Genomic DNA, 19,394 nt, shown 5'->3' with positions numbered 1-19,394 from the left:
ACATTGGCTACTTAATTGACATGTGTCGGGTCAAAATAAGTACGGGAAGTTACGCCGCGCCGGGCGCCCGAGCCGCAAAACCGGCCCGGGCAGCACAAAGGGCCCGGCCGAAGCCGAGCCCACTGCGCTGCACAGAACCTAGTTGAACTGGTTCATGGTGTTGTCCTTACCGCCGGCTTTCAGCGCTGCGTCACCCGCAAAGTATTCCTTGTGGTTATCGCCGAGATCGCTGCCGGCCATGTTCTGGTGCTTCACCGTGGCGATACCCTCGCGAATCTCGCGGCGCTGCACGTCGCGCACATAGGTGAGCATGCCTTCGTCACCGAAGTAGCCCTTGGCGAGATTATCGGTGGACAGTGCCGCCGTGTGGTAGGTCGGCAGCGTGATCAGGTGGTGGAAGATGCCGGCGCGAGCCGACCCGTCACGCTGGAACGTGCGAATGCGCTCATCGGCGAGCTGTGCGAGCTCGGTGCTGTCGTACTCAACGCTCATCAGGTTCTCGCGCTTGTACGCCGAGACGTCCTTGCCCTGTTCGAGCAGCTCGTCGAATGCCTGCTGACGGAAGCTCAAGGTCCAGTTGAACGAGGGGCTGTTGTTGTAGACAAGCTTTGCGTTCGGCACGGCCTCGCGAATGCGATCCACCATGCCGGCGATCTGTTCAACGTGCGGCTTCTCGGTTTCGATCCACAGCAGGTCGGCGCCGTTCTGTAGCGAAGTGATGCAGTCGAGCACGCAACGGTCTTCGCCGGTGCCCGCCTTGAACTGGAATAGGTTGCTGGCCAGGCGCTTCGGGCGCAGCAGCTTGCCGTCGCGCTTGATGATGACGTCGCCGTTGCCCAGTTCGTCGGCCGAGATCTCTTCAACGTCGAGGAAGGAGTTGTACTGATCGCCCAGGTCGCCCGGGGTGTTAGTGACCGCGAGCTTCTGGGTGAGGCCGGCGCCGAGCGAGTCGGTGCGCGCCACGATGATGCCGTTGTCGATGCCCAGATCGAGGAACGCATAGCGCACGGCGTTGATCTTCGCGATGAAGTCTTCGTGGGGCACGGTGACCTTGCCGTCTTGGTGGCCACACTGCTTCTCGTCAGAGACCTGGTTCTCGATCTGAATGGCGCAGGCGCCCGCCTCGATCATCTTCTTAGCTAGCAGGTAGGTGGCTTCGGGGTTACCGAACCCGGCATCGATGTCGGCGATGATCGGCACGATATGGGTTTCGTAGTTGTCGATCTGCGACTGTGTGAGCTCAACCGCCACCTCGTCGCCGGCACGGCGCCCCTCGTCGAGCTGCGTGAAGAGGAGGTCGAGTTCGCGGGCGTCTGCCTGGCGCAGGAAGGTGTAGATCTCTTCCACGAGCGCGGGCACCGCGGTCTTTTCGTGCATCGACTGGTCGGGCAGCGGGCCGAACTCTGAGCGCAGGGCGGCGACCATCCAGCCCGAGAGGTACAGGTACCGCTTGTTGGTGGTCTTCAGGTGCTTCTTGATCGAGATCAGCTTCTGCTGACCGATGAAGCCGTGCCACACACCGAGCGACTGGGTGTAGACCGAAGAGTCGTCATCGTACGCGACCATATCGCGGCGCATGATGTCGGCGGTGTACTGGGCAATCTCGAGGCCGGTCTTAAACCGGTTCTGTGCGCGCATGCGGGCGACGTACTCGGGGTTGATCTTGTCCCAGCTGGAACCGTTCTGCTCAATGAGTGCTTTCACGGCTTCGATGTCGTTTTGGAATGCAGTCATGATGACTCCTCGTTCGTGTGGCGGCTACCGGATCACGTTCGTTGTGATCCTTTGGGCTACTTCTCACTCTGCCCGCACAATGCCCATCAACACCCCGCTTTCAGGGGTGAAGATTGGCAGTATTTCTACTGATTAGAAATAGTGGCGGCTGCGAGGCACCCAAAACGTCGCCCGCACACGACGGCGGGGACGGTGCCTGAGCACCGTCCCCGCAACCTTGAAGCGCCTCTCGTTAGTGCTCGACCGCCGGTTCTGCGCCGTAACCGGTGAGCGCGCGCACCTCCATCTCGGCGGCCAGTTTCTTCGATTCACGTCGCGGATCGGTGAGCGATCCGATCCAACCGAGCAAGAAGCCCAGCGGAATCGAGATGATGCCCGGGTTCTTCAGCGGGAAGATAGCAAAATCGACCCCGGCGCCGAGCATCGAGGCTTCGTCGCCCGACACCACGGGCGAGAAGGCGATCAGCAGCACGGCCGAGAGCAGGCCGCCGATCATTGACCAGACGGCACCGCGGGTGGTGAAGTTTTTCCAGAACAGTGAGTACAAAATCGTGGGCAGGTTGGCCGATGCCGCCACCGCGAAGGCGAGCGCTACGAGGAAGGCGATGTTTTGCCCCTGCACACCGATACCACCGATGATGGCGAGGGCGCCGATCACGAGCGTTGTGATCTTTGCGACCCGCACCTCTTGTTTCGCCGTGGCCTTGCCCTTCTTCAACACGCTGTTGTAGACGTCATGCGAGAACGAGGCCGAGGCGGTGATGGTGAGCCCGGCCACCACGGCGAGGATCGTGGCGAATGCGACGGCCGAAATGAAGCCGAGCAGCAGCGGTCCGCCCAGGTGCAGTGCGAGCAGCGGCGCAGCAGAGTTCTGACCACCGGGGGCGTTCGCGATCGTTTCGGGGCCGACGAGGGCGGCCGCACCGAAGCCCAGCACGAGGGTGAAGAGGTAGAAAATACCGATCAGCCAGATCGCCCACACGACCGAGCGTCGGGCTTCCTTCGCGGTCGGCACGGTGTAGAACCGCATCAGCACGTGGGGCAGGCCGGCGGTGCCCAGCACGAGGGCGAGGGCGAGCGAAACGAAGTCAATGGGGTTCGCACCGTACTGCAGGCCCGGCGACAAAATCGCTGCACCGTTCACGTTCTCGGGGTTGTTGACGGCTGATTCAAGCAGCGCCACAAAGCTGAACTTGTTGATGGCGAGCACCCAGATCGTCATCGCGGCGGCGCCCAGAATGAGCAGGAATGCCTTGATGATTTGCACCCAGGTGGTACCCTTCATGCCGCCGATGAGCACGTACATGATCATCACCACACCGACGACGGCGATGACGAGCGACTGCCCGAGCTTGTCGTCGACGCCGAGCAGCAGCGAGACGAGACCGCCCGCGCCGGCCATCTGTGCCAGCAGGTAGAAGAACGACACAGCGAGGGTGGTGAGCGCCGCGGCCATGCGCACGGGGCGCTGCTGCAGCCTGAACGACAACACATCGGCCATGGTGAACTTGGCGGTGTTGCGCATCAGTTCGGCGACGAGCAGCAGTGCGACCAGCCAGGCGACGAGAAACCCGATCGAGTACATGAAGCCGTCATAGCCGTTAATGGCGATGGCGCCGCAAATTCCCAAGAACGAGGCGGCCGAGAGGTAGTCGCCGGCGATGGCGAGACCGTTTTGGCGGCCGGTGAAGGATCGACCACCGGCGTAGAAATCGGCGGCGCTCTTATTGTTGCGGCTCGCCCTGATCACGATCACGAGCGTGACGGCGACGAACGCGAGGAAGATCGAGATATTGAGCACCGGGTTTTGTTTACCCGCGGCGTCTTCGAGGTGCAGCATCATGCCGTTCATCGCACGCCCCCTTCGGCACCCGCGACAGCGCCGCCGGCTTCAAGCGTTTCAAGTTCTGCGCGCAGCGCGGTCGTGACGGGATCGAGTCGTTTATTGGCGAATGAGACGTACCACATGGTGATCGCGAACGTGGTGACGAACTGGGCCAGCCCAAACCACAGGCCCACGTTCATGCCCCACAGGGGCTGGGCCATGAACTCGTGCGCGAATGCGGCGAGCACGACGTAGAGCAAGAACCAGAGCATAAAGGCGATCGCGAGCGGAAACACGAAGCTGCGAAAGCGTCGCTTCATGGCTTGAAACTCGGGGGACGCTTGAAACGCCTCGTAGTCGATTGGTTGCCCCGTTTCGGGGGCGGGTGATTCGTGTGACATGTGGCCTCCTTGCCGCATGGATGGGGTGGCATCATTGCCACCCCTGGGGTGAATCGTAGGTTGGTGCGAGGATCAAGCGTGGCTAGCGCGGCAGCGTCAACACTGACGTGGTGGGTGCGCTAAAGGTGGTGGACAGTGCGGCGATGAGGGCGTCAATCACAGCCGGATCCTCGATCGTGGCAGGAACAGTGTAAGACTCACCATCGACGATCTGGCGCATTGTTTTACGCAAAATTTTGCCCGAGCGCGTCTTGGGAAGCCGCTCAACAATGGTGACGTCACGAAACGAAGCCACCGGCCCAATCTGCTCGCGCACGAGCCGCACAAGATCGGCCGCGACGTGCTCGTGCGCATCGAGGCTGCCGTGCTTCAGCGTGATGAAGCCCGCGGCGCGCTGCCCCTTCAACGGGTCGGCGACACCGATCACGGCACACTCGGCGACCGCGTGGTGCTGGGTGAGCACCTCCTCGAGGGAGCCGGTGGAGAGCCGGTGGCCGGCCACGTTGATGACGTCATCGGTGCGGCCGAGCACCGTGAGGTAGCCGTCGTCGTCGAAGAACCCGGCGTCGCCGGTGGCGTAGTAGCCAGGGAACGCGGTGAGGTACGAGTCGATGAAGCGCTGTCGGCTCCCCCACACTTCAAGCAGCGCGCCCGGTGGCAGCGGCAATTTGAGCGCAATGTTGCCCTCGACGCCGGGTTCTGTGACGTCGTTGCCGGCGCCGTCGAGAATGCGCACATCGAAACCGGGCATGGGCACGGCGGTTGATCCGGGTTTCATTTCGAGCTGCTCAATGCCGAGCGGGTTGGCGCAGATCGGCCACCCGGTCTCGGTCTGCCACCAATTGTCGATGACCGGCACCTGCAGCCCATCGCGGGCCCAGTGCCAGGTCTCGGGGTCCATGCGCTCCCCCGCGACGAACAGCGCGCGCAGCGACGAGGTATCGTGCGTGCGCAACTGGCTGAGCTCGGGGTCTTCGCGCCTGATCGCACGCAGCGCCGTGGGAGCGGTGAACAGCACCTTGGCCTCATAGTCATCGATCACGCGCCAGAATGCGCCAGGGTCTGGGGTGCCCACGGGCTTGCCCTCGTAGATCACGGTCGTGGCGCCCGCGAGCAGCGGCCCGTACACGATGAACGAGTGGCCCACCACCCAGCCCACGTCTGAGGCGGTGAAGATCGTCTCGCCCGGCCCCACGTCGAAGATGTGCCGCATCGCCCAGGTGAGCGCCACGGTGTAGCCGCCGCTATCGCGCACGATGCCCTTGGGGCTGCCCGTCGTGCCCGAGGTGTACAGAATGTACAGCGGGTGATCTGCAGCAAGCGGCACCGGATCAGCGGGCGTTGCCTCGCTTTCAGCGGTGAGCCAGTCGATCCACGCAATGCTTTCCGTTGATCCGGAATAATCTGCGGCGGAGCCGGGAACTTGCGCCCGATTGTGCACAATCACCGCTTGCACCCCCGAGGCGGCGTCGTCGCAGATTTCGAGCGCGCGGCGCACGAGCGGCAGGTACTCCACGACGCGGTTGGGTTCGATGCCGCCCGATGAGGTGACGATCACCTTGGGCCGCGCGTCGCCGATGCGCACCGCGAGTTCGTTTGCCGCAAACCCGCCAAACACGACCGAGTGGATCGCGCCGATGCGTGCGCAGGCCAGCATCGCGACCGCGGCCTCGGGCACCATCGGGCAGTACACGAGCACGCGGTCGCCGGCGACGACGCCCTGGTCGCGCAGCACGCCTGCGAACCTGGCCACCCGGTCGCGCAGCTGGCGGTAGGTGAGGCGCCGCACCGAATCGGTGACCGCCGAATCGTAGATGATGGCGGCCTGGTCGCCGCGCCCCGCCTCAACGTGGCGGTCGAGCGCGTTCGCACACACATTCAGTTCGCCGCCGCTGAACCAGCTCCAATCGTCTGCCGCGCGCTCTTCGAGCGCTTGGGCGGGTGCGGTGCTCCAGGCGACCTGTTCGGCGGCCTCAAGCCAAAACCCCTCGCGATCAGACAGGCTGCGCTCTCGTGTCGCCGCGTAGCCGCCCGGGGATGCAACATGTTCGGGTGTCATCACGTGTTTCTCCTTCGAAATCGCTGACGCTCGCTGCTTCATTGCAGGAGTTGTGGTCGATCATAAAAAGGGGCGTTAGCATGGGGTACCCCCGAAAGTTGGTAGTCCAATGATGAACCCCACCGACAACGTGCAGCGCATTTTGCAAGACGCTGTGTCAGAGTTCTCTCGCACCACCGGGTTTCCGCTCGCCTTCGGCGGCCTCGAGGCCGCCGGCAGCGCCACCATCACCGCCCTCGCCGGGCACCGTTCGATGAGCCTGCACGGGCTGCGCGTGGAGGCCGACCGTGGGCTCGGCGGCAAGGCCCTCGCCGAGGGGCGGCCCAGGCTCACGGGCGATTACCGCAAGTCTGCACTGATCACCCACCACTACGACGCCGAGATCTCGGCCGAGGGCATCGTCGCCCTGTTTGCGGTGCCGGTGCTAGTCGACGGTCGCGTGCGCGCGGTGCTGTATGGCGGCACACGCGGCGCCTCCCCCGGTAGCTCGTTCGCTCCCGCGGCCGCCGAGATTTGCAGCTCACTGGCCCGCGAGATTCGCGTCGAAGATGAGGTCGTACGCCGGGTTGCCCAGCGCCAGCTCGAGGCGCCCAGGCTCTCGGGCGCGATGATCGAGTCGCTGCGCGAGGGGCATGCCGAGCTGCGCCGCATCGCCGCCGATGTGCAAGACGAGTCCATTCGCGCACGGCTCACCGCACTCGAACAAAAACTCACCCAGCTGGGAGCCCCGCCCTCACCGTCGAAGCTCGAGGTACATCTCACGCCGCGTGAAATCGATGTGCTCGCGCACGCGGCGCTGGGCGCCACCAACGTCGAGATCGGCCGCAGCCTCGGGCTCACCGAGAGCACCGTGAAGAGCTACCTGAAAACCGCCATGTCGAAGTTTGATGCGTCGACGCGGCACTCGGCAGTGGCGGCGGCCCGCCAGGCCGGGTTGATTCGGTAGTGCCCGTATACTCGGGCCGTAAAGCAAGCATCGCGGAAGGAAGCACAACCATCGATACCGACGAGTCCTTGGGCGGCCCCCAGCCACCCGTTGTGGTGCGCACCGATCGACTGCGAGGCGCGCAACTGGCCGGCGTGCTCGTGGCCGTCGGAATCGCCTGGGCCGCGAGTATCGTCATCGCACTCGGTACGAAATCTGTCTGGGCGTTCGTACCCAGCGGCGTGCTGCTTCTCGGCCTGCTGTGCCTGTTGGTGCTCGCTCGGGCCAGCGTGCGCATCGATGCGCACGAGGTGAGGTTTCGTGCACCGTTCTACTCACGCACGCTGCAACGAACCGATATCACCGAGGTCGTGGCCGCCCCCGATGATGGGTTACCCGAGGGCAGCGTGAGCTGGTTCATTACCCGCCACGACAACCACACGCGCACACGCATTAACTTCGGCGGCAGCGCATCTGTCACGGTCACCGGCGGCGATGGGCGCCGCGTGCAACTCGTGGTGCGCGATCTTGCGACCGCGCAACGCATTGCCGAAATCATACGCCGCTAGCTTGCTCTGCCGCCTCTTTCGCTGCAGCAGCAATAGCCGCGCGCCCCAGCCGATATTGTGGGGGCATGACCAGCCTGAACGTCAGCGCGTCACTGACAGCTCAGACATCGTGGGGTAATCGGTGTAACCGACGGCGAGATCTTCATCGGTGTCTGGGTAGAACGTCGAAGGATTCGGCGTATTCAGGGCAGCGCCCAGAGCGATGCGCTCCGCGAGATCTGGGGTGGCGATGTAGTCACGACCGAACGCCACCGCGTCAGCATTTCCGTTCTCAATGTGACGAGAGCCGTCGGCGGCAGTCATCTCTTCGTTCGTGATCACCGGCCCGCCAAACAGGCGACGAAGTTCACCCACGAGGCTGTCAGAGCCTTCGATCTCACGCACGAATAGGAAGGCGATCCGGCGCTTTCCCAATTGCTCAGCGACGTAACCGAACAGGGCGCGGGGATTGCTGTCGCCCATATCGTGCTCTTCGCCGCGCGGGCGCAAATGCACGCCCACGCGATCGGGGCCCCACATTTCAGTCACGGCGTCGGTGATCTCGAGCAAGAACCGGGCGCGGTTCTCGATCGTGCCCCCGTACCGGTCGGAGCGGCGGTTCGTGCTGTCTTGTAGAAACTGGTCGATCAGATACCCGTTGGCCGCGTGGATCTCCACGCCGTCGAAGCCGGCGCGCTGGGCGTTCTCTGCCCCGCGGCGAAAATCCTCGACGATGCCGGGAATCTCCCCAAGGTCAAGCGCGCGCGGCTGAGTGTACGCCCGCTTGGGGCGCAAGCGCATCACGCGCCCAGCAGGGACAACGGCGCTCGGGGCCACGGGAAGTTCGCCGCCGAGGAGCTCGGGATCAGAGATTCGCCCGACGTGCCACAGCTGCAGGACGATGCGCCCACCGGCGGCGTGCACCGCCTGCGTGACCTGTTGCCACCCGGCGACCTGGTCATCATTCCAAATACCAGGCGTGCCGTGGTAGCCGACTCCCTGCGGGCTGACGGAGGTCGCCTCACTGATGATCAGCCCCGCTCCGGTTCGCTGCGCATAGTACTCGGCTGTGAGGCCATCGGGGACGCGCTGGTCACCGGTTCGCGCCCGGGTCAGCGGTGACATCACGATTCGGTTCGGGATCGAAATGGCGCCAAGATCGAGCGGGCTCATCAGATGGGACACGCGGGTACTCCTTCACTCACGGCGCACGGCAGGCACCACAGGACATTCTCGGCTCGATCAGTAAACGAATCACGGTGAGCACTCCCCGACCGTAACAGGCAGAGGAGCTTGGCTATTCCGCCCGTTCCGTCGAATCGCTGAACTACTCTCGAGGCTCGAGGCCCCTCACGAGCTACGCGGTCTAACTACTGCACACTTTTATATGTTCGGAGCGCTCGGAGTGCCGACAGGATGGCAACGAGATCAACGATCTCTTGCAGGAGCGCACCCACGACCGCGGGCAAATAACCGAAGGCGGCAACGAGCATCAGAGCAACCGAGATGATGATGCCCATCCAGATCGACTGCAATGCGATCTTGACGGTACGACGCGAAACATATGCGACATCTGCCACACGCGCAATGTCGTTCGAGGTGATCACCGCCGCAGCAGATTCACTCGCGACCGTAGCCCCGCGGCCCGCCATCGCGATGCCCACCTCGGCGGCAGCCAGCACGGGGGCATCGTTGATTCCATCGCCAACCATCAGCACGGGACGCGACCGCATCGCCTGCACGATCTCGACCTTGGTCTGGGGCGTGGTTTCAGCATGAACCGTGCGAATACCAACGGTGTGCGCCACAGATTCAGCGGTTGAGCGGGCGTCGCCGGTCACCAGCGCGATCTCTGTCACACCAGCTTCGCGCAGGCGAGACACGGTTTCGGCTGCGCGCGGACGAATCGGGTCGGACAGAATGATGATGCCCGCGAGTTCGTCGCCGACGGACACGTACACGGCAGCTTCTCCAGCGCCGAGTACAGGGCGGGTGATCGGCCCGGCCACTTCCTCGATGAACGCGGGCTTCCCGACTCGCACCTCAGCTCCCCCGACCAGCGCGGCGTGCACGCCGTTCGTAGCCACTTCGTCAGCCGTCGTAACTTCTAATAATTCGAGCTGCTGCGCTCGCGCTGCTGCGACGATCGGGTCGGCGAAGACGTGCACGGAGTACTGCTCGGCGGTAGCCGCGAGCCGAAGCGTCTCGACCGCTGAGTGAGATGCTGGTCGGATATCGACGACGTCAGCTTTGCCCTCGGTCAGGGTGCCGGTCTTATCGAACGCGGCCGAACGCACCCGGGCGAGCACCTCTAAGACGCTTCCGTCCTTAATGATGACGTTCAGCTTTGCCGCTGAACTCATGCCTCCCATGAATGCGATCGGCGTGGCAATGAGCAGCGGGCATGGCGTCGCGACCACGAGCACTTCGGCGAATCGCACCGGATCTCCACTGAAGAACCAGGCAAGGCCTGCGATGAGCAAAGCAACAATCGTGAACGGCACTGCATACCGGTCGGCGAGACGCACCATCGGCGCCCGCGAGTCAACGGCCTCTTCCACCAGTCGCACGATCGAGGCATAATTCGATTCAGACGCAATCTTTTGCGCACGCATCGAAAAGCTGGTTGTGCTGTTGACTGTGCCAGACAAAAGCTGATCGCCCGCGCGATAGCTCACCGGGATCGGTTCACCGGTCACTGATGACTCATCAATCGTGGCGTGATCCGAAATCAGCACCCCATCAACGGGAAGAATCTCTGACGAGCGCACCAGCAATTCATCGCCGGCTTTGACCTCATCGATCGCGATACGTTCAACCTCACCCGTGCTGGGGTGAATTCTCCCCGCGAAGGCAGGGGCCCTATTGAGTAGCTGGTCCAGTTCCTTGCTTGCGCGACGGGTGGCAAAGTCTTCTAGCGCTTCTCCCCCAGTGAGCATCAACGCGATAATGAGCCCTGCCACATACTCCTGCACGGCAAGGGTTGCGATCATCGCGATGACCGCGAGAATATCGAGCCCCCAATGCCCGCGCATCAAATCTTTGAACATGTCGATCGCCGTGACCACGATCACGACACCGAGCACGAGATACGCGGTGACCGCAAGGGGCATCTCTGCGCCAGCTAGCCAGAGCACCACTCCCGTCGTCAGACCGACCAGCACGAAAATCATGAGCTTGCGGTTGCGGAGAAACTCCACGGTCGGAGAAAGCGCGCGTGACGATTCACTCGCCTGCGCTGCGAGAGCCTGAACTGGCATTGCTACGTCCTCAGTCTTTCTGTGTGACCGCGGATAGTATACTGAGCGCAGTCACATCATTGATCATTATCCGCCCTTGATTCGCTTGCGCTTCGATTGACGCAAACCATGGGTAGACCTCCGTCATGATCCAGTATGGCCTGGCATTCTGACACGCACTCTACGCATTCACCGTTTTCCGCAGCAACGGCGCTTCTATACACGTGCCGTAGCCGTGTGCGCATGGAAGCAGCGTACGTCGAGCATCTCGGGATTGCTTCGAAGAGGAGCTGGCCTATGCCGACTCCGGGGCACATCGATTTCCAGAGTGATGTCTCAGGACATCGTGGACACCCACGGCCACGTCGCTTGCACTCGCAGTCCGACGTACATAATGTCGCTAATTCCCACATCTGACCCCGAAGGTTTACTGAAGGAATTGGTGGCAACTAATCTGTCATGACACGAGAATGACCAGAAGTACCGACTAGGAATTCCCTTTACGGATGAGCAACAGGAAAAGAAAAACTCAGGGTCCGCCGAGAGGCGAAATACCGAAGTTTCAAATTCAGGGCCCAAGTCGCGAAGCACCAGTTTCCGCGTTGTTTACCTGCGTCTGACATGCTCTGTACACCGAGTCCGTGAGTCAATCGCGCGGGCGCAGGCGACAGGGGAACAAGATCTTCATTCGAGTCTCTGTATTCACGCTCTTTGGCGCGCTGCTGATCGCCCTGTGTTATGAGGCGTTGATGGTCGCCCCTGTCACGCACGACATTGTGAACTGGTTGGGGCCGCTCGTACTTATCGTGAACGCTGCGTTCATCCTGCCAATAGTGTGGAAAGCCACCAGGCCACCCCTCGCGAAGCGCAAAGAATTCATTGGCGCTCCTGTGGGCGTAGGCACACTTGTTTCCGCGTACGCCACGGGCAGCACTCTCAACGATCAGCCTCAGATGAAGTTCACCGTCGACGTCGAGACGCTCGAAGGACGCACCTTCCGCACGACGATAAAGGAATACGTCAACATCGCGCTCGTCAGCGATTTTGTTCCCGGCGCAACGGTTCCTGTGCTGTATCTACCAAATAATAAGATCGCTTTCGCACCTGTGGCTCATGAAGAACAACTGGCCGAGGTCCTGTACCAATCGCGCATGAGACAGGGAAAGCTCACCGAACAGCAGGTGCACGTGGCCAAACTCGGACTGAGCGCGAAGGCAGTGGTCATGCAGCTTCAGCCCACCGGAGAAATCGGAGCTGATGAAGCCGTCATGCGCATCAAGCTGAGGGTGACCCGCCCAGACGGATCAACGTTCGATTCCCACAGAGAAATGCCGGTGCCGGGCATCGCCCTGCCAGGTTTACAACCGGGTTCGGCGGTCGAGGTGAAATACATCCCGAGTGATGAAAGCTACGTCGCCGTAAGTACACGCGTGCGTTGAATCTGGCGATATTGCGGCCATGCAAGCCGTATTCGAGGCGTCAATCGTCAATGCGCGAGGCGGGACTTGGAAAGCCCCTGCCCTGTCTTACGACGGCGTACCGGCCGAGCTGATTCGCTGGCTACTTGCTCAGGGAGCCGATATTCACGCGCCCGATGAAAGAGGCCGCACACCGCTGCACCATCACTCCGGCTCATGGAATGGGCAGCCTGCGCTACTTATCGGTTTGGGGGCTGACCTCGAACGGACTGACGATAGCGGCCGCACTCCCCTATTCGACGCGAGTAGTCATTCGACTCACACTCGCACCTTGATCAACGCCGGGGCCAACGTTCTCGCTGTCAATGACGACGGCGAAACGGCGCTGTTGTATCGCCTCAGGCGCACGAGGGGGTCAGACCTCGTACAAGCTGCCTCAGTTGCTGCGGCTCACATTCAAGCGGGCGCACCACTCACCCAGGAGTTGCAGCACGCCATCCACCTGATCAGTGAGGACTTCGAACAGATTCGTGAAGCGTTCGATGAAGCTGCACTCCCTGGAACAGAAGCTGCGCTTGCCCAGTTGCTGAAACTCTTCAGCGTTGAGCCGGCCGCACCCGTCGTGAGGCACGATGGGGTTTCACCAATCAAGGTCAACGCCGCAGCGTGGCCCGACCGCTTCAACGCACTGTGGGATTACCTTGTGCCAGCAGCAGGCAGCGCGAATACGGTGCAGGGCGAGGTGATCAGAGTGGCTGGCCGCATTGCGGCAGAGATTGGCGGCAACGGGGGTGCCAACTGGAACTCCCGATACCGCGAAATGCTCAGTGAGTATCCCGCCATGCTTGCGTCTGCCGTGCCCCTCCCTGACGCCGATCGCGCAGAGGCGCGCGCCCTCGCACGGGCGCTCAGTCGCGGCCGAGGCAATGAAGAAGAACTCGATCGCATACGCGAGCTCGCAACGCGTTGGGTCGGCCTCAACCCGACACCGATCCCTCACACGCCGAGGTAAGCTAACAGTCTCCGCCGTTAAGGATCAGGTACCGAAAGTGGGAACCCATCTACCGCTTACGCTGACACTTCGGGCAGAAGTGCGACGAGCGCCCGCCAAACGGCACCCGCTTAATAGCGCCGCCGCACCGCGGGCACGGTTCTCCCCCGCGCCCATATGCATTCAGCGAATGAGCGAAGTAGCCCGACTGGCCATTGACGTTCACGTATTGCTCGTCAAAGCTCGTACCGCCCTCTGCGAGGGCCTTTGAGAATACCTCACGCAGGTGCATCAGCAGCTCAGCGGCCTTGCGCACGCTGAGCGATGATCCGGCGGTTTCGGGGTGCAGCCTCGCCCGCCACAGTGCCTCGTCAGCGTAGATATTACCCACCCCGCTGATGAGCGTCTGGTCAAGAATCAGCACCTTGATGCCGCGGCTGCGGGAGCGGATCGCGCGCACAAACTCGGCGTCGTCGAAGGACTCCTCGAGCGGGTCAGGCGCAATGTGCGCGGCCTGTGCCGGCACCGACGCCAGCTGGGCGGCGGTCACGTCGGCCAGCCCGCGTGCATCGGGTGTCAACGCGTCGAGCGCGAGCGACCCAAAGAGGCGTTGGTCGGCGAAGTCGAGCCTGAGCTCACCGTGCTGCGGGTGTTCGACCCAGAGTCTGATGCGCACGTGCTTGTCGTCTGGCGCGTCAAGAGCGCGCAGCAGCACCTGGCCGCTCATGCCGAGGTGGGCCAGAAGCGCCTGCTTCTCAGACACGGGGATCCAGAGGAATTTGCCGCGGCGGCGCGGGGCCGCAAGGGTGAGACCCACGACCCGGCGTTCAAAATCGGTGGCGCGTTCTGCGCCGGCGAGAGCGCTCAGCGTCACGCCGTGACCGCCCTGCCCGTCATCGCCCGTGAGCGGCACGTGCCGTTTGAGCGCCCGAGAGTCGAGCACCTCGCATCCGATGATGCGGGCGCCGGTGACGGCGGGGGCAAGCCCCGCGCGTACCACTTCGACCTCGGGCAGCTCAGGCATCAAATAACCCGCTAGGAGTTCTTCCGAGCGTTGAGCTGCTTCACCGCATCGCGTGCGGCAGCCAGCTCGGCCACCTTCTTGCTGCTGCCGCGACCAAAGCCGGTGACACCGTCAAGGGTGACGGTTGAGGCGTAGCGCTTCGCGTGGTCGGGGCCCGTGCCAGCCGTGAGATACGGCGGGTGGGGCAACCCCAGCTTCGCGGCTTCAGCCTGCAGCGTGGTTTTGGGGTCAAGCGAGTTAGTGAACCGGGTGGGGTCTGCCAGCAACGGCGCAATGAGGTCGAGCACGAAGCGTGCCGCGATCTCGCCGTTCGTTGACAGGTAGACCGCGCCGATGAGCGCTTCGACCGTGTCAGCGAGGATGGAGGCCTTGTCACGGCCGCCGGTGCCTTCTTCGCCCTTGCCCAGGCGTAGCCAGTCGCCGAGGTCGAGCCCGCGGGCCACCTCTGCGAGTGCCACGGTCGACACGAGCGCCGCACGTCGCTTTGCGAGGTCGCCCTCACTCAGCTCGGGGTAGTCCTTGTACAGCTTGACGGTGACGGCCTGGCCCAAGATCGAGTCGCCCAAAAATTCGAGCCGCTCGTTGTGGGGTGCGCCGTCGTGTTCGTATGCCCACGACCGGTGCGTGAGCGCGAGCTGCAAGAGCTCGTCTTTTACCGCAACACCGAATGAATGCAGAACGCCGCCGGGGCCGCCCTGAGGCGTTCCCGACGGCGTCGCAGCTTCGGTGTGCGGGATCGATGAATCGTTCCCTGTCACGCGATAAGACTTACGCGTCAGCTACCTTGCGGCCCTTGTACTCAAGGAACAGGGGGGTGCCCTGTGAGTCCTCGACTACGCGAGCGCGGTGGGGAAGGCTGTAAACGGTCTTGCCGTCAACTACAGTCTTGACCAGGGTCGGAACCGAGGCCTTCCACGCCGAGCGGCGGTGACGGGTGTTCGAGCGCGACATCTTCCGTTTCGGAACAGCCATGATGTTCTCTTTCCTACTTGCTTTTAGACTCGGGAAACTCCCCCGAGCCAGATTTTTGGTCAGCCGTGACCGTGCCCGCTGTGAAGCGAGCCAGTGCTGCCCACCGCGGATCAAGATCTGCGTCAGACGACACTGCAGCCTCGGCCTCGCGCAGCTCACCGGACTCGGGATCGAGCCCCGGGCAGTCCGGGCGACACACTGGCTGGAACGGAAGTGCAAGCACTACCGCGTCTCGGAGCGGGGGTTCAAGATCCACGTGATCACCGTGAACCCCATACTCGTCGGCCTCTGTAGGAGTATACGCGAAAAGTTCCTGGAACTCGACTTCAAACGGCGTGGCGAATTCTTTCAAGCAACGACCGCATTCTGCGTGCAGTGTGGTGTGTGCGTCGACGGAGGCAAGGATGCCCTCGTGGACTGATTCCAAGCGAACGTTCAGCTCAAGTTCTTCACCCTTGCGGATGACGGCGAGAGCCTCGCCAAACTGTTCGGGGATAGCAAAGGTTCGCGAGCGTTCGCGCATCTCCCCCGGTCGCTTCGCGAATTCGCGAATGTTTTCTTCATATACGCGCGTGGCGTTCATCAAGCGGGCCTTGTCTTATCGAGGAAGCGGGCAACCGCTTTCGGTACATATGGGGTGACGTCGCCACCGAGCGATGCGACCTGGCGCACGAGCGTGCTTGAGACGTGGGCGTGCGCGGGGTCGGGCAGCATGAACACGGTCTCGACGTTTGCGAGGCTGCGGTTCATGAGCACCATCGGTGTCTCGTAGGCGACGTCGATTTGCGACCTGATGCCCTTGACGAGCACATTTGCGCCCACCTCGGTGCAGTAGTCAACGAGCAGACCCACCGACCAAGAGGCGATGAGTACGTTGTCTGGAATGTCGGGGTCTTCGGTGATTGATTTTTGAATCAATCCCACGCGCTCCGAGATTGGCAACATCGCATCTTTGCCCGGGTTATGAACCACGAGCACATGCACCTCATCAAAGATCTTGGCGGTGCGTCGGATCACGTCAAGGTGCCCCAACGTGACCGGGTCGAAGGAACCGGGTACGACGGCGATCTTACTCATGCCTCTACCCTAGCGGTGCCGCCCCTGGGATATGTCGAATAATTATCAGACCGCAGATTACAGCCCGTGTTCTTTCGCAAAAATGACGGCGTGCACGCGATCGCGCAGCGCCAATTTCGAGAGCACGCGCCCCACGTGGGTCTTCACGGTCGACTCAGAAAGGAACAGGCTCGCGCTAATTTCGGCGTTATTGAGCCCGGCCGCGATGAGCTGCAGCACCTCGCGTTCGCGCTCGGTCAGCTGCGCCAGCTCCGGATCAAGCCCCGCCTCCCCCGCATTTTCTTCGGTGGCGGGCGTCGTGCTGAGGCCAATTCGATCGATGAGTCTGCGGGTGACACTCGGGGCCATCGCGGCATCTCCCGCGGCAATGCGCGTGATGGCGGTCACGAGGTCTTCGGGTTTGGCGTCTTTCAGCAAGAACCCTGCAGCGCCGGCACGAATCGCGTCGAGTGCGTATTCGTCAAGGTCGAACGTGGTGAGCACGAGCACCCGGGTGTCGGGGAATCGGCGCACGATCTCAGCGGTTGCGTCGATGCCGTTCATGCCCGGCATGCGCACGTCCATGAGTGCGATGTCGCAGCCCTTGCCCTCGGCGCTGAGTCGCTCGAGCACGGCGAGGGCCGCACGGCCATCGCTGGCTTCGGCGATGATCTCGAGCGCGGGCTCGGCAGCGAGCATGAGTGAGAACCCGGTGCGAATGAGTTCTTGGTCATCGACGATCATGACGCGAATGGGGGCGGTCGACATCAAAAGGTCCGTTCTTCGTGTGGTCATGGCGGGGTGCCGTCCAGAGTCTGGGGCGCAGTCTAGGGTGGTGCGCGGTCGTGCGCTACTTCGCAGTACTGGGGTCGGTGTCTCGTGCGTCAAGCGCCGCGGGCAGCCTGACGCGCATTTCCCAGCCGGGCCCCTCTTCGGCGGGGCCGGCTGCGGCCTCGCCGCCGAGCATGCGGGCGCGTTCTTTCAGCCCGGCGAGGCCGAGGCCAGCGCCGAGGCCGGTGCGCAGTGGAATCGCTCCGGTAACCGGACCGAAGTCACGCACGGTCACCCTGGTGGCGTCGCGGGTGCTGCGCACGGTGACGTTGACCTGGGCGCCACGGCCGGCGTACCGCAGCACATTGGTGAGGGCTTCTTGCACGGCCCGGTAGACGGCGAGCTCTTGGCCGCGGTCACCCGAGGGTTGGCCATCGATGCGCAGCCCCACCCGCAGCCCGGTGTCGCGAAAGCCCTGCGCGAGATCTGCGAGATCGTCCATGCCGGGTTGCGGGGCGAGCTCGGGTGAATCGTCGCCCGAGCGCAGGGCGCCGAGTAGTCGGCGCATCTCTGCGAGGGCGGTGCGGCCGGTCTCGGCGCTCTTGCGCATGGCGTCGCTCGCGGCCTCGGGCGCGTTCGCGGCCGCGCGGGCGCTTCCCTCAGACAGGGCGATCATTACCGACAGCGAGTGGGCCACTATGTCGTGCATCTCGCGTGAGATGCGGGCGCGTTCTTCAGCGACCGCGAGCCGGGCTCGCTGATCGCGTTCATCGACGAGCTGATGCGCGCGCTCAATAATCGCTTCAACGTAACGGCGGCGGTTACCGAGGTTGATGCCAAACATCACGATCGCCAGATACATCAGGCCGGGCATCGACGAATACGACAGCAGGCTGCGTATGTTATGCCAGGCGTCGAGTGAAACACCGTTGCTTGCCGCTGTGGAGATCTCGTCGCTCACCGCGAACACCGCCTGTGTGATCGTCACCACCATCACAAACCCGTACCCCGCCCATGCGGCCCGCACGCTGCGGTAGACCGGTACGGCGTACAGCATGAAGCAGAGGGCCACAAACGTAGCAGCGCTCTGCACTTCGTGTGGTCCTAGCGTCGCTATCGTGACCGCGAAGAGCCCGATGAGGGGAAACTTGCGCCGGTACAGCAGCGCCGCGGCCACCACAAGCACGCGCAGCACCGCGAAGGGCCACCACGGCCAGTCCAGGTAGCTGGTGGAGTCTGCTCCGGCCGCGAACATGCTCAACTCGGCGTAGTCGAACATGACACCGATGCCCGCGCCAATGAAGTACCACACCACGATGAACACGTCGACCGCAAGTGGGTGCGTGGCCAGAAACTGTCGAAACAGGCCTGGCGGTTTGGGCAGCACTGCGTCGGTGCTGGTCACGCTCGTCATAGGTTCACCCTAACTGCTGCGGGCCCCGCGAGAGTCTCGCGGGGCCCGGCATTCGTGTCTTGCGATTAGCGTGCGTCGCGCTTGGTAAATAGGATCGCGCCGGGCACGACCGTGACGATCGCCCACACCGCGATGGCGCACAGGGCGCCCCAGTAGTCGAGACCGCTGCCCATCTGATCGGCGGGCAAGATGCCCTGGGCGAGCGTGTTACCGAGCGTCATCGGCAGGTAGTCCATCACCGTGTACACCCAGTCCCAGCCGGTCATCGACATGATCGACAGCGCAATGGGGGCCACAAACGTGACACCAGCGACGATGCCGATCGAGGCCGCGGCGTTGCGAGTGAGTGTGGCAACGCCATAGGCGAAGAGTGCGAGGAGTACGAGGTAGCCCACGGTGCCGAGCACCGCCGAGATAATCTGAGGGGTCATGAATTGCGCTGCAGCCCCGGGGAAAATCAGCGTGGCGACCCCCATGCTGCCGCCAACGATAAGCAGCGCGGTGAGTGCTGCGCCGACGGCGAGCACAGCCGCCTTCGCAAGGAATACCGGCATGCGACGGGGCGCTGCGACGAGCGTCGACTGGATGAGCCCACTCGCGTATTCGCTCGACATGACGAGCACACCCAGCACGCCAAAGATCAGGCCAAGGAAGGGTGCCGCGGTGGTGCCCGACAGCAGCAGGTACGTGTTCAGGTCACTCGCGCTGGCCGCGGCAAGATCATTCTCAGCGTTCCACAGCACGGCGATGAGGGCGCCGAGCCCGAGGCCGGCTACGAGGGTGCACAGCAGCGTTGCCTTCACGCTGCGCAGTGACGACAGCTTGATGCGTTCTGACCGCAGCATGCCACCGAAGCTGAGCTTGGCACCCATGACGGCCGTGCCCGGGGTCACTTTTCTGGGCGGGGTGGGCGATGCTTCGCCGGGTACTTTGCTGCCGTCAATGACGAGGGTGGTGGTCATGGTGTGTTCCTTCACATTCAAGGGGCCCGCGCGGGGCGATGGTGGGGGCGCGCAC

At 63.0% G+C, this 19,394-nt stretch carries 18 protein-coding genes; 4 read left to right on the top strand and 14 right to left on the bottom strand.

Features of this window, described 5'->3' with window-relative positions:
- Nucleotides 1–138: 138 nt before the first annotated feature.
- The 4 genes from JOF28_RS01020 to JOF28_RS01005 all read right to left on the bottom strand — a co-directional run bounded on the left by JOF28_RS01020 (nt 139) and on the right by JOF28_RS01005 (nt 6,019).
- Entirely contained in the window at nt 139–1,734 is a 1,596-nt protein-coding gene (locus tag JOF28_RS01020; RefSeq protein ID WP_209704068.1) for an isocitrate lyase, read from the bottom strand.
- Between the two features lie 232 nt (nt 1,735–1,966).
- Nucleotides 1,967–3,586 (bottom strand): solute symporter family protein, encoded by a 1,620-nt coding sequence (locus JOF28_RS01015; protein ID WP_209704067.1) that lies wholly within the window; start codon nt 3,584–3,586, stop codon nt 1,967–1,969.
- Complete coding sequence (locus JOF28_RS01010) at nt 3,583–3,960, bottom strand: DUF485 domain-containing protein (protein WP_209704066.1); 378 nt, start codon at nt 3,958–3,960, stop codon at nt 3,583–3,585. The genes JOF28_RS01015 and JOF28_RS01010 overlap by 4 nt, the downstream gene beginning before the upstream one ends.
- An 82-nt stretch (nt 3,961–4,042) precedes the next feature.
- Nucleotides 4,043–6,019, bottom strand: a complete 1,977-nt coding sequence (locus JOF28_RS01005; protein ID WP_209704065.1) for an AMP-binding protein — start codon at nt 6,017–6,019, stop codon at nt 4,043–4,045.
- Between the two features lie 109 nt (nt 6,020–6,128).
- On the opposite strand from JOF28_RS01005, the gene JOF28_RS01000 reads away from it, so the two are divergent.
- The gene (locus JOF28_RS01000) at nt 6,129–6,965 is read left to right on the top strand and encodes a helix-turn-helix transcriptional regulator (RefSeq protein WP_245189817.1); all 837 of its coding nucleotides are present in this window, start codon (nt 6,129–6,131) and stop codon (nt 6,963–6,965) included.
- A complete protein-coding gene (locus tag JOF28_RS00995) occupies nt 6,965–7,513 on the top strand; it encodes a hypothetical protein (RefSeq protein WP_209704064.1) in 549 nt (182 codons plus the stop codon). The genes JOF28_RS01000 and JOF28_RS00995 overlap by 1 nt, the downstream gene beginning before the upstream one ends.
- A gap of 81 nt (nt 7,514–7,594) precedes the next feature.
- Here the strand turns inward: JOF28_RS00995 and JOF28_RS00990 are convergent, their stop codons facing one another.
- Both JOF28_RS00990 and JOF28_RS00985 read right to left on the bottom strand, forming a co-directional pair.
- Complete coding sequence (locus JOF28_RS00990; protein ID WP_209704063.1) at nt 7,595–8,677, bottom strand: alkene reductase; 1,083 nt, start codon at nt 8,675–8,677, stop codon at nt 7,595–7,597.
- A gap of 185 nt (nt 8,678–8,862) precedes the next feature.
- Complete coding sequence (locus tag JOF28_RS00985) at nt 8,863–10,752, bottom strand: heavy metal translocating P-type ATPase (RefSeq protein WP_209704062.1); 1,890 nt, start codon at nt 10,750–10,752, stop codon at nt 8,863–8,865.
- Nucleotides 10,753–11,372: 620 nt separating this feature from the next.
- Here JOF28_RS00985 and JOF28_RS00980 point away from each other — a divergent pair.
- Both JOF28_RS00980 and JOF28_RS00975 read left to right on the top strand, forming a co-directional pair.
- Complete coding sequence (locus JOF28_RS00980; protein WP_209704061.1) at nt 11,373–12,170, top strand: hypothetical protein; 798 nt, start codon at nt 11,373–11,375, stop codon at nt 12,168–12,170.
- Nucleotides 12,171–12,189: 19 nt separating this feature from the next.
- Nucleotides 12,190–13,161, top strand: a complete 972-nt coding sequence (locus tag JOF28_RS00975) for an ankyrin repeat domain-containing protein (protein ID WP_342452039.1) — start codon at nt 12,190–12,192, stop codon at nt 13,159–13,161.
- A 49-nt stretch (nt 13,162–13,210) separates the two neighbouring features.
- Here JOF28_RS00975 and mutM read toward each other — a convergent pair whose 3' ends face one another.
- From mutM to JOF28_RS00935, 8 genes are all read right to left on the bottom strand, one after another.
- Nucleotides 13,211–14,164: a bifunctional DNA-formamidopyrimidine glycosylase/DNA-(apurinic or apyrimidinic site) lyase gene (gene mutM / locus JOF28_RS00970; RefSeq protein WP_209704059.1), complete on the bottom strand. Its 954-nt coding sequence runs from the start codon at nt 14,162–14,164 to the stop codon at nt 13,211–13,213.
- 11 nt (nt 14,165–14,175) lie between these two features.
- Nucleotides 14,176–14,922 carry a ribonuclease III gene (rnc, locus tag JOF28_RS00965; protein ID WP_209704058.1) on the bottom strand — a complete coding sequence of 249 codons (747 nt, stop codon included), beginning with the start codon at nt 14,920–14,922 and terminating at the stop codon, nt 14,176–14,178.
- 10 nt (nt 14,923–14,932) lie between these two features.
- On the bottom strand, nt 14,933–15,136 hold the full coding sequence (gene rpmF / locus JOF28_RS00960) for a 50S ribosomal protein L32 (protein WP_209704057.1): 204 nt from the start codon (nt 15,134–15,136) through the stop codon (nt 14,933–14,935).
- Between the two features lie 13 nt (nt 15,137–15,149).
- Entirely contained in the window at nt 15,150–15,719 is a 570-nt protein-coding gene (locus JOF28_RS00955) for a YceD family protein (RefSeq protein WP_209704056.1), read from the bottom strand.
- Entirely contained in the window at nt 15,719–16,213 is a 495-nt protein-coding gene (gene coaD, locus JOF28_RS00950) for a pantetheine-phosphate adenylyltransferase (RefSeq protein WP_209704055.1), read from the bottom strand. The genes JOF28_RS00955 and coaD overlap by 1 nt, the downstream gene beginning before the upstream one ends.
- A 57-nt stretch (nt 16,214–16,270) precedes the next feature.
- Nucleotides 16,271–16,960 (bottom strand): response regulator, encoded by a 690-nt coding sequence (locus JOF28_RS00945; protein ID WP_209704054.1) that lies wholly within the window; start codon nt 16,958–16,960, stop codon nt 16,271–16,273.
- Nucleotides 16,961–17,042: 82 nt separating this feature from the next.
- A complete protein-coding gene (locus JOF28_RS00940) occupies nt 17,043–18,377 on the bottom strand; it encodes a sensor histidine kinase (RefSeq protein ID WP_209704053.1) in 1,335 nt (444 codons plus the stop codon).
- Between the two features lie 65 nt (nt 18,378–18,442).
- The gene (locus tag JOF28_RS00935) at nt 18,443–19,339 is read right to left on the bottom strand and encodes an ABC transporter permease (RefSeq protein WP_209704052.1); all 897 of its coding nucleotides are present in this window, start codon (nt 19,337–19,339) and stop codon (nt 18,443–18,445) included.
- Nucleotides 19,340–19,394: the final 55 nt, after the last annotated feature.

Source organism: Leucobacter exalbidus, from assembly GCF_017834145.1.
Taxonomy (GTDB): Bacteria; Actinomycetota; Actinomycetes; order Actinomycetales; family Microbacteriaceae; genus Leucobacter; species Leucobacter exalbidus.
Note: the sequence above shows the minus strand (reverse complement) of the source record. Positions and strands in the feature narration are given on the sequence as shown.

Bases quoted from the DNA above. Each gene is read 5' to 3' on its own strand.
- JOF28_RS00975 (WP_342452039.1), top strand. From the start codon at position 12,190: ATGCAAGCCGTATTCGAGGCGTCAATCGTCAATGCGCGAGGCGGGACT.
- JOF28_RS00940 (WP_209704053.1), bottom strand. From the start codon at position 18,377: ATGACGAGCGTGACCAGCACCGACGCAGTGCTGCCCAAACCGCCAGGC.
- JOF28_RS01015 (WP_209704067.1), bottom strand. From the start codon at position 3,586: ATGAACGGCATGATGCTGCACCTCGAAGACGCCGCGGGTAAACAAAAC.
- mutM (WP_209704059.1), bottom strand. From the start codon at position 14,164: ATGCCTGAGCTGCCCGAGGTCGAAGTGGTACGCGCGGGGCTTGCCCCC.
- coaD (WP_209704055.1), bottom strand. From the start codon at position 16,213: ATGAGTAAGATCGCCGTCGTACCCGGTTCCTTCGACCCGGTCACGTTG.
- JOF28_RS00955 (WP_209704056.1), bottom strand. From the start codon at position 15,719: ATGAACGCCACGCGCGTATATGAAGAAAACATTCGCGAATTCGCGAAG.
- JOF28_RS01010 (WP_209704066.1), bottom strand. From the start codon at position 3,960: ATGTCACACGAATCACCCGCCCCCGAAACGGGGCAACCAATCGACTAC.
- JOF28_RS00945 (WP_209704054.1), bottom strand. From the start codon at position 16,960: ATGTCGACCGCCCCCATTCGCGTCATGATCGTCGATGACCAAGAACTC.
- JOF28_RS01020 (WP_209704068.1), bottom strand. From the start codon at position 1,734: ATGACTGCATTCCAAAACGACATCGAAGCCGTGAAAGCACTCATTGAG.
- rpmF (WP_209704057.1), bottom strand. From the start codon at position 15,136: ATGGCTGTTCCGAAACGGAAGATGTCGCGCTCGAACACCCGTCACCGC.
- JOF28_RS00985 (WP_209704062.1), bottom strand. From the start codon at position 10,752: ATGCCAGTTCAGGCTCTCGCAGCGCAGGCGAGTGAATCGTCACGCGCG.
- JOF28_RS01005 (WP_209704065.1), bottom strand. From the start codon at position 6,019: ATGACACCCGAACATGTTGCATCCCCGGGCGGCTACGCGGCGACACGA.
- JOF28_RS00935 (WP_209704052.1), bottom strand. From the start codon at position 19,339: ATGACCACCACCCTCGTCATTGACGGCAGCAAAGTACCCGGCGAAGCA.
- JOF28_RS01000 (WP_245189817.1), top strand. From the start codon at position 6,129: ATGATGAACCCCACCGACAACGTGCAGCGCATTTTGCAAGACGCTGTG.